The sequence below is a fragment of the Acidovorax facilis genome, assembly GCF_023913775.1.
Classification (GTDB): domain Bacteria; phylum Pseudomonadota; class Gammaproteobacteria; order Burkholderiales; family Burkholderiaceae_C; genus Acidovorax; species Acidovorax facilis.
Window position 1 is genome coordinate 1 of the sequence record NZ_JAMXAX010000206.1, and the last position, 6,621, is coordinate 6,621.

A 6,621-nucleotide genomic window follows, 5' to 3' on the forward strand; every position below is an offset into this window, starting at 1 on the left:
GCCCCGCCCACCACAAGACGGCCAACACAATGATCGCGCTGTGCAGCATCAGGATGGAGCATCGAAACACGGTGCGAAACACAAACGCCATCTTGGGGTAAGGCGTCTGCTTCAAAAACGCGTCCGAGCCGATATAGGTCAAGCAGCCCTCGTTGATCAGCGCACTGAAGTACCCGAACAGCACATGCCCGGCACAAAAATACGGCAGGTACCACTCGGCCGGGTACTTGAACAGTTGAGCGCCGATCAAGCCAAAAGCAACGATGAAAATGGCCGTGTGCAGCGTAATCCAGACAGGCCCCAGAAAGGTCCGCCGATACTGCTTGGCGACATCGTTCCAGCCCATAAAACACCAAAAGCGCCACGCCACCATGGCGCTCCAGATGTCAAGCCACAACAATTGAACTTGCCTCTGGCGCACGGATACGGTGGGATTGGTGGTTGAAGTTGCCATCGCGAGTAGTCAGACCATCGACTCGTAGACGCGCAAGGTTTTTTCTGCGCACGCTTGCCAAGTAAAAGCACGCACGCGATCACGCCCGCGCGCAACCAGTTGGCCCGCCAGTTCGGAGTTCTCGGCAACTCGGCGCATCGCATCCGCAAGTTCGTCGATGCGCAGAGGATCAATCAGCAAGGCCGCATCCCCCGCAACCTCCGGGATGGAGGTCGTGTTGGACGCCACCACCGGCACCCCCGCCGCAAAGGCTTCCAGAACCGGCAGTCCGAATCCCTCGTGGAGCGACGGGAACACCAGGGCCGTTGCACGCTTGATAACCACCTGAAGATCGACATCTGGCAAATGCTGCAGCCAGCGGACATGTTTGAGCGCTCCCCCGTTGAATTGGGCGACAACGTCTTCGCATCCCCAGCCCGGTTTGCCGACCACCACCAACGGAAACTCCCGCTGCAGAGGCTCGGGCAGGCTGGCATGGGCCAAAAGCAGGCGGCTGATGTTCTTGCGCGGCTGCAGGGTACCGACGCTCACAAAATAGCGGTCTGGCAATGCATGCCGATCCCGCACGGCTTTTTCCACGGACTCATCGACCGGAGCAAACCACTGCGAACCTACACCCAGAGGAATAGCAGTGATCCGCTCTTCGGGCAGGCGGAAATGCGTAGCGATCTCCTGGCGGGAGTAATTTGAAATCGTGATGACCTGCTGCGCCCAGAACGCCGTGCGCCGCCACAATTCGTTTTTCAGGCCCTTGAACCGGTATCGGACCCACTCGGGGTGAGAGAGCGGGATCGCATCAAAAATCGTCGCCACCACCGGCGTTCCACGCAAGCGCGGGACCAGATGGTCGGTGGCATGGATGACATCAATCCCCGAGCAGAGCGCGCGGCGCACCCTGCCAAAGTCCACCCCCGGCAGCGTGGCGGCCAGGGCCTGCCGCGCAAAAGGTCCAAAGGACATCGCAGGTGTCGCGCCCTGCCAGAGGCTCGCCGGAGCATCGAACAGATACGGCTGCAGTTGCGCTGACGGCGGCATGGCAGCCATCAGCTCCCGGGTGTAGGTACCAATGCCATCCACACCACCCTGCTGGACAGTACGTGCCAGCACGCTGACGCCAAAAGCTACCCTCATCGGGCCACCTCACACAGCAGCCAGCAGGGCGCACAGTAGTGGTTCACCATCATCGGGCCCCGGGATAAGTGCGCCGCAAGTCTGCTTCCACCATCATTCGACAGATCTGCTCTACGGAGGTGCGCGCCTCCCAACCCAGTTCGGCCCGGGCCCGGGAGGCGTCGCCCACCAGGATATCCACCTCTGCAGGGCGAAAGAAACCGGGATCCACGCTCGCCACAACGCGCCCTGTCCCCACATCCACGGCCACTTCCGAAGCAGCGGCACCCGCAAACTCCAGGGATATTCCGGTAACCGAGAACGCCATACGCACAAAGTCGCGCACGGTCTGCTGGCGGCCGGTTGCCAGCACGTAGGTACCAGGCCTGTCTGCCTGCATCATCTGCCACATGCCTTCGACGTACTCGGCCGCAAAACCCCAGTCGCGACGCGCATCCAGGTTGCCCAATTCGAGCACCCCCCTTTCGCCGTGGGCCATGCGGGCCACCGCATTCGATATCTTGCGTGTCACAAATTCACTGCCCCGAAGGGGGCTTTCATGGTTGAACAGAATGCCGCTGACGGCATAGATGCCATAAGCTTCCCGGTAGTTGATGGTCATCCAGTGGGCAAACAGCTTGGACACCGCATAAGGGCTGCGCGGACAAAAGGGGGTGGTCTCGCACTGCGGCGTTTGACCCACCCCACCGAACATCTCGGAGGAACTGGCCTGGTAGTAGCGTATGTGGGGGTCCACCAGCCGGACAGCTTCCAGCAGATTCAATGCCCCTTGGCCATTGACAAGCGCCGTAGTGGTCGGAGCGTCAAAACTCGCTCCCACAAAGCTCTGTGCCGCCAGGTTGTACAACTCGTCCGGACGGAATTTTTGCAGAAGTGCAATGGCAGAGCCGGGGTCGGTCAGATCAAAATCAACCAGCAGCAAATGGGGATGGCCCATCACGCCCAGCTCCTGAAGGCGCCAGGTATTCACACTGCTGGTCCGTCGATGGGTGCCTATGACCTGGTAACCCTTGTTCAGCAGAAACGCTGCCAGATAGGCGCCATCCTGCCCGGTGACACCCGTGATGATGGCCGTCTTGCCACTTGCAGCGATGATGGGCTCTTTTCTGTAACACAACCTTGCCATACCCGCCCCAGGATCGGAGCGGCGACCGGCGGCTGCAGAGTCTTGGAGTCAACGAGGTTTGCGCGGGCGCATGCCCAGGGCTTCCTTGTTCTTGTTGATCCGGTCCTGCTTGCGTTGCTCCATCTTTTCCATGGCTTTACGTTTCGTATATCCCGTGGAATCAGCCCAGGCCCACCATAAGGCCGTGGCACCAAAGGGCGCCAGCACCCACCACCAGGACCAGGCGGCCACGAGTCCAACCTCGAAATACTTCAATGCCAGAAGCAACAGTGAAAGACCCAGCAGGTACATCGCGATCTCCAGAAAAGGCCGAAACCGCCCGGTTGACCCCGGACAAATCCCTGTCAACCCAAGCCACTACAATTCCATTAAAGAACTGTAACTCAACCACAGGAATTCCCACCATGAAGCGTACCCTGATCACCCTTGCCATGACGCTGTCGGTTGCGGCACCCGCCATGGCCGATCTGGCCTTGGCAACCTCGAAGAACTGCATGGCGTGCCACGCTGTGGACAAAAAGCTGGTGGGCCCTTCGTACAAGGATGTGGCTGCCAAATACTCCGGTCAGAAAGATGCTGTGGACAAGCTGGCCGCCAAGATCGTCAAGGGCGGCGCGGGAGTGTGGGGTCCAGTTCCGATGCCTGCGAACGCACAGGTCAACGATGCAGAAGCCAAGAAGCTGGCTGCGTGGGTGCTGACGCAGAAGTAGATCGCCTCAAAACCACCCCAGGGGGCGGCATAGCCCCTTGGTGAAAGGCCACGCCACGCACTGTGACGCGGCCTTTTTAGTTTCTAAAACCTGTTTTTGCTCTTCAGGGCGCGGGCAAATTGCAGGACACAGCAACGAAAATCTGCGGGCCCCTCTGATCACACCCGAGAAACGACCGGCACCGCCTCCAGCCCGCGCGTTCGCAGCTGGTGCTCAAGCTGCCCCACATACGCTGCGGTGGAGTTGTCGGACTCGGTGGCACGCGCTGCCAGGTGCGCTTCCAGTTCATCCAGCCGCGCCAACACAGTGGCGTGCGCCTGCTGGTGCTGAGCATCCAGAAAAGCCCGCAACTCCGTAAAACGCGAGGCTTCCGCCTTGTCCGCCAGTTCGCGCTGGACCTGCATTTCCTTGGTATGACGGCGCGTCTCCATCAATACCGAACCCTGGAGCGACAAGACATAGACGATAAAAAAGATGCCCAGCAGGCCCGTGAGGCCCAACATGATGAGCCCCAGCGGAGCCTCAAAGACCACAATGCCGAGCGACACCAGGGATGGTGCGGCCAGAGCGGGCCAATTGAGGGCGGCGAGTGCAGCAATGGCTAAAACCGTCACCCAAAGAACGATGGAACGCAGATGCATGAAAACCTCCTGTAGGCAGCGCCCAGGCGAAGATCCGCAAGCGCCATGCGCCGTTGTAACGCATGCACGGGCCGTCACCGACCTCACGCGGGAGATTTCAGGCAGTGTCCTACAGAGAGGACCAGGGAGGAGCGGAGCCCTAGGGTGCCCCGCAAGCGCGGTGGACCAGCGACTGGATTGTGTGGCCACGTCACATCGCCACGCGATATGAGTGTCCCCGAATCCGGCAGGCGCTGCGCCGGCGCCTTTCGGCGCCTCCTGGATCAGTTGGTCTGGGCTTTGATCACCCGCAGTGGAGCACCATCCGATTTTGTGGGCACGTCACATCGCTACGCGATATGAGTGCCCCCAAACCCCGCAAGCGCTGCGCGCTGGCGCCGTTACACGGCGCCTTCTGGATCAGTTGGTCTGAGCCAACTGATCCAGGATTGCGGGGTTTTCCAACGTGCTGGTGTCCTGCGTGATGGCCTCGCCCTTCGCGATGCTGCGCAGCAACCGACGCATGATCTTGCCGCTGCGGGTCTTGGGCAGGTTATCGCCAAAGCGGATGTCCTTGGGCTTGGCGATGGGGCCGATTTCCTTGGCGACCCAGTTGCGCAGTTCGTTGGCAATCTGCTTGGCTTCTTCGCCCGTGGGGCGGGAACGCTTGAGCACCACGAAGGCGCAGATGGCTTCACCGGTCACATCGTCGGGGCGGCCCACCACGGCGGCCTCGGCGACGAGGTCGGTCTTGGAGACCAGGGCCGATTCGATCTCCATCGTGCCCATGCGGTGCCCCGAGACGTTTAGCACGTCATCGATACGGCCAGTGATGCGGAAGTAGCCCCGATCGGCGCTGCGCACCGCCCCATCCCCCGCCAGGTAGTAGCCCTTGAGTTCTTCGGGGAAGTAGCTCTTCTTGAAACGCTCGGGGTCGTTCCAGATGGTGCGGATCATGCTGGGCCAGGGGCGTTTGATGACGAGGATACCGCCCGAGCCGTTGGGCACATCGTTGCCCATTTCGTCCACGATGGCAGCGGTAATGCCGGGCAGGGGCAGCGTGCAGCTGCCGGGCACCAGCGGCGTGGCGCCGGGCAGCGGCGTGATGACATGGCCGCCCGTTTCGGTCTGCCAGAAAGTGTCCACGATGGGGCAACGCTCGCCGCCCACGTTCTTGTGGTACCACATCCAGGCTTCGGGGTTGATGGGCTCGCCCACGCTGCCCAGGATACGCAGGCTCGACAGGTCCGAGCGTGCGGGATGCACAGCCTCGTCGGCTTCAGCCGCCTTGATGAGCGAGCGGATGGCGGTAGGGGCGGTGTAGAAGATCGTGCACTTGTGGCGCTCGATCATCTGCCAGAAGCGGCCTGCGTTCGGGAAGGTGGGAATGCCTTCAAAGATGATCTGCGTGGCGCCTGCAGCCAGCGGGCCGTAGGCCACGTAGGTGTGGCCCGTGATCCAGCCGATGTCAGCCGTGCACCAGAACACATCGTCAGCGCGCAGGTCGAACGTCCAGTCCATGGTCATCTTGGCCCACAGCAGGTAGCCGCCGGTGCTGTGCTGCACGCCTTTGGGCTTGCCGGTAGAGCCGCTGGTGTAGAGGATGAACAGCGGATGCTCGGCACCCACAGCCACCGGCGCGCATTCGGTGCTTTGCCCTGCCAGTGCTTCGGCAAAGGTCTTGTCGCGCCCGGCCACCATGTTGCAGGCCGTGGCCGTGCGCTGGTAGACAAACACATTGCGGAGGGTATCGCAGCCGCCCATGGCCAGGGCTTCGTCGATGATGGCCTTGAGCGGCAGCTCTTTGCCACCCCGCATCTGGTAATTGGCGGTGATCACGGCCACGGCACCCGCGTCAATGATGCGCTCGTGCACCGCCTTGGCGCTGAAGCCGCCAAACACCACGCTGTGCGTGGCGCCAATGCGGGCACAGGCCTGCATCGCCACCACACCTTCGATGGTCATGGGCATGTAGATCAGCACCCGGTCGCCCTTGTTCACGCCATGGGCCTTGAGGGCGTTGGCAAACTGGCTCACACGGGCCAGCAACTCTTTGTAGGTGATCTTGGTGACCGCGCCATCGTCGGCCTCAAAGAGGATGGCGGTCTTGTTCTCGGTGGGCGTGCCGATGTGGCGGTCCAGGCAGTTGGCCGAGGCATTGAGTTCGCCGTCGGCAAACCACTGGTAGAACGGTGCGTTGGATTCATCCAGCGTGCGCGTGAACGGCTTGGACCACTGCACGTTCTCGCGCGCCAGGCGCGCCCAGAAGCCTTCGAAGTCCTTCTCGGCTTCGGCACACAGCGCATCGTAGCCCGCCATGCCTGACACGCGGGCGGCTTTGACGATCGCATCGGAGGGCGGGAACACGCGGTTCTCAACCAGTACGGACTCGATGGCGGATGTGGGCGCACTCATGGTGTTGTCTCCTGGGTCTGATGGAATTGGAATTGGGCGGTACTGTCGGCCGTGGCACTTACAAGCCACTGACTGGCACGAAGCTTACAGAATAGGCCACCTGCAACCGGGCGGAAGAGCGCTTGCGGATGAGGGGTGTCACGCGGCACCCCTAAAATCGCGCGA

At 61.6% G+C, this 6,621-nt stretch carries 7 protein-coding genes; 1 reads left to right on the forward strand and 6 read right to left on the reverse strand.

Annotated elements, in window-relative coordinates:
* From NFX52_RS28885 to NFX52_RS28900, 4 genes are all read right to left on the reverse strand, one after another.
* A partial coding sequence (locus NFX52_RS28885; protein WP_435301300.1) for an ABC transporter permease occupies positions 1-454 on the reverse strand: 454 nt, incomplete at its 3' end.
* Between the two features lie 9 nt (positions 455-463).
* Complete coding sequence (locus NFX52_RS28890) at positions 464-1,585, reverse strand: glycosyltransferase family 4 protein (RefSeq protein ID WP_055400495.1); 1,122 nt, start codon at positions 1,583-1,585, stop codon at positions 464-466.
* Positions 1,586-1,634: 49 nt separating this feature from the next.
* Positions 1,635-2,711 carry a GDP-mannose 4,6-dehydratase gene (gene gmd / locus NFX52_RS28895; protein ID WP_055400493.1) on the reverse strand — a complete coding sequence of 359 codons (1,077 nt, stop codon included), beginning with the start codon at positions 2,709-2,711 and terminating at the stop codon, positions 1,635-1,637.
* 48 nt (positions 2,712-2,759) lie between these two features.
* The gene (locus NFX52_RS28900; RefSeq protein WP_252635949.1) at positions 2,760-3,002 is read right to left on the reverse strand and encodes a TIGR04438 family Trp-rich protein; all 243 of its coding nucleotides are present in this window, start codon (positions 3,000-3,002) and stop codon (positions 2,760-2,762) included.
* A 113-nt stretch (positions 3,003-3,115) separates the two neighbouring features.
* Here NFX52_RS28900 and NFX52_RS28905 point away from each other — a divergent pair, with 113 nt between their 5' ends.
* Complete coding sequence (locus NFX52_RS28905) at positions 3,116-3,421, forward strand: c-type cytochrome (RefSeq protein ID WP_055400490.1); 306 nt, start codon at positions 3,116-3,118, stop codon at positions 3,419-3,421.
* Positions 3,422-3,579: 158 nt separating this feature from the next.
* Here NFX52_RS28905 and NFX52_RS28910 read toward each other — a convergent pair whose 3' ends face one another.
* On the reverse strand, positions 3,580-4,062 hold the full coding sequence (locus tag NFX52_RS28910; RefSeq protein ID WP_055400488.1) for a hypothetical protein: 483 nt from the start codon (positions 4,060-4,062) through the stop codon (positions 3,580-3,582).
* Positions 4,063-4,461: 399 nt separating this feature from the next.
* Entirely contained in the window at positions 4,462-6,456 is a 1,995-nt protein-coding gene (acs, locus tag NFX52_RS28915; protein ID WP_055400486.1) for an acetate--CoA ligase, read from the reverse strand.
* Positions 6,457-6,621: the final 165 nt, after the last annotated feature.

Coding starts and splice junctions, on each gene's coding strand:
- acs (WP_055400486.1), bottom strand. CDS start 6,456: ATGAGTGCGCCCACATCCGCCATCGAGTCCGTACTGGTTGAGAACCGC.
- NFX52_RS28905 (WP_055400490.1), top strand. CDS start 3,116: ATGAAGCGTACCCTGATCACCCTTGCCATGACGCTGTCGGTTGCGGCA.
- NFX52_RS28890 (WP_055400495.1), bottom strand. CDS start 1,585: ATGAGGGTAGCTTTTGGCGTCAGCGTGCTGGCACGTACTGTCCAGCAG.
- NFX52_RS28900 (WP_252635949.1), bottom strand. CDS start 3,002: ATGTACCTGCTGGGTCTTTCACTGTTGCTTCTGGCATTGAAGTATTTC.
- gmd (WP_055400493.1), bottom strand. CDS start 2,711: ATGGCAAGGTTGTGTTACAGAAAAGAGCCCATCATCGCTGCAAGTGGC.
- NFX52_RS28910 (WP_055400488.1), bottom strand. CDS start 4,062: ATGCATCTGCGTTCCATCGTTCTTTGGGTGACGGTTTTAGCCATTGCT.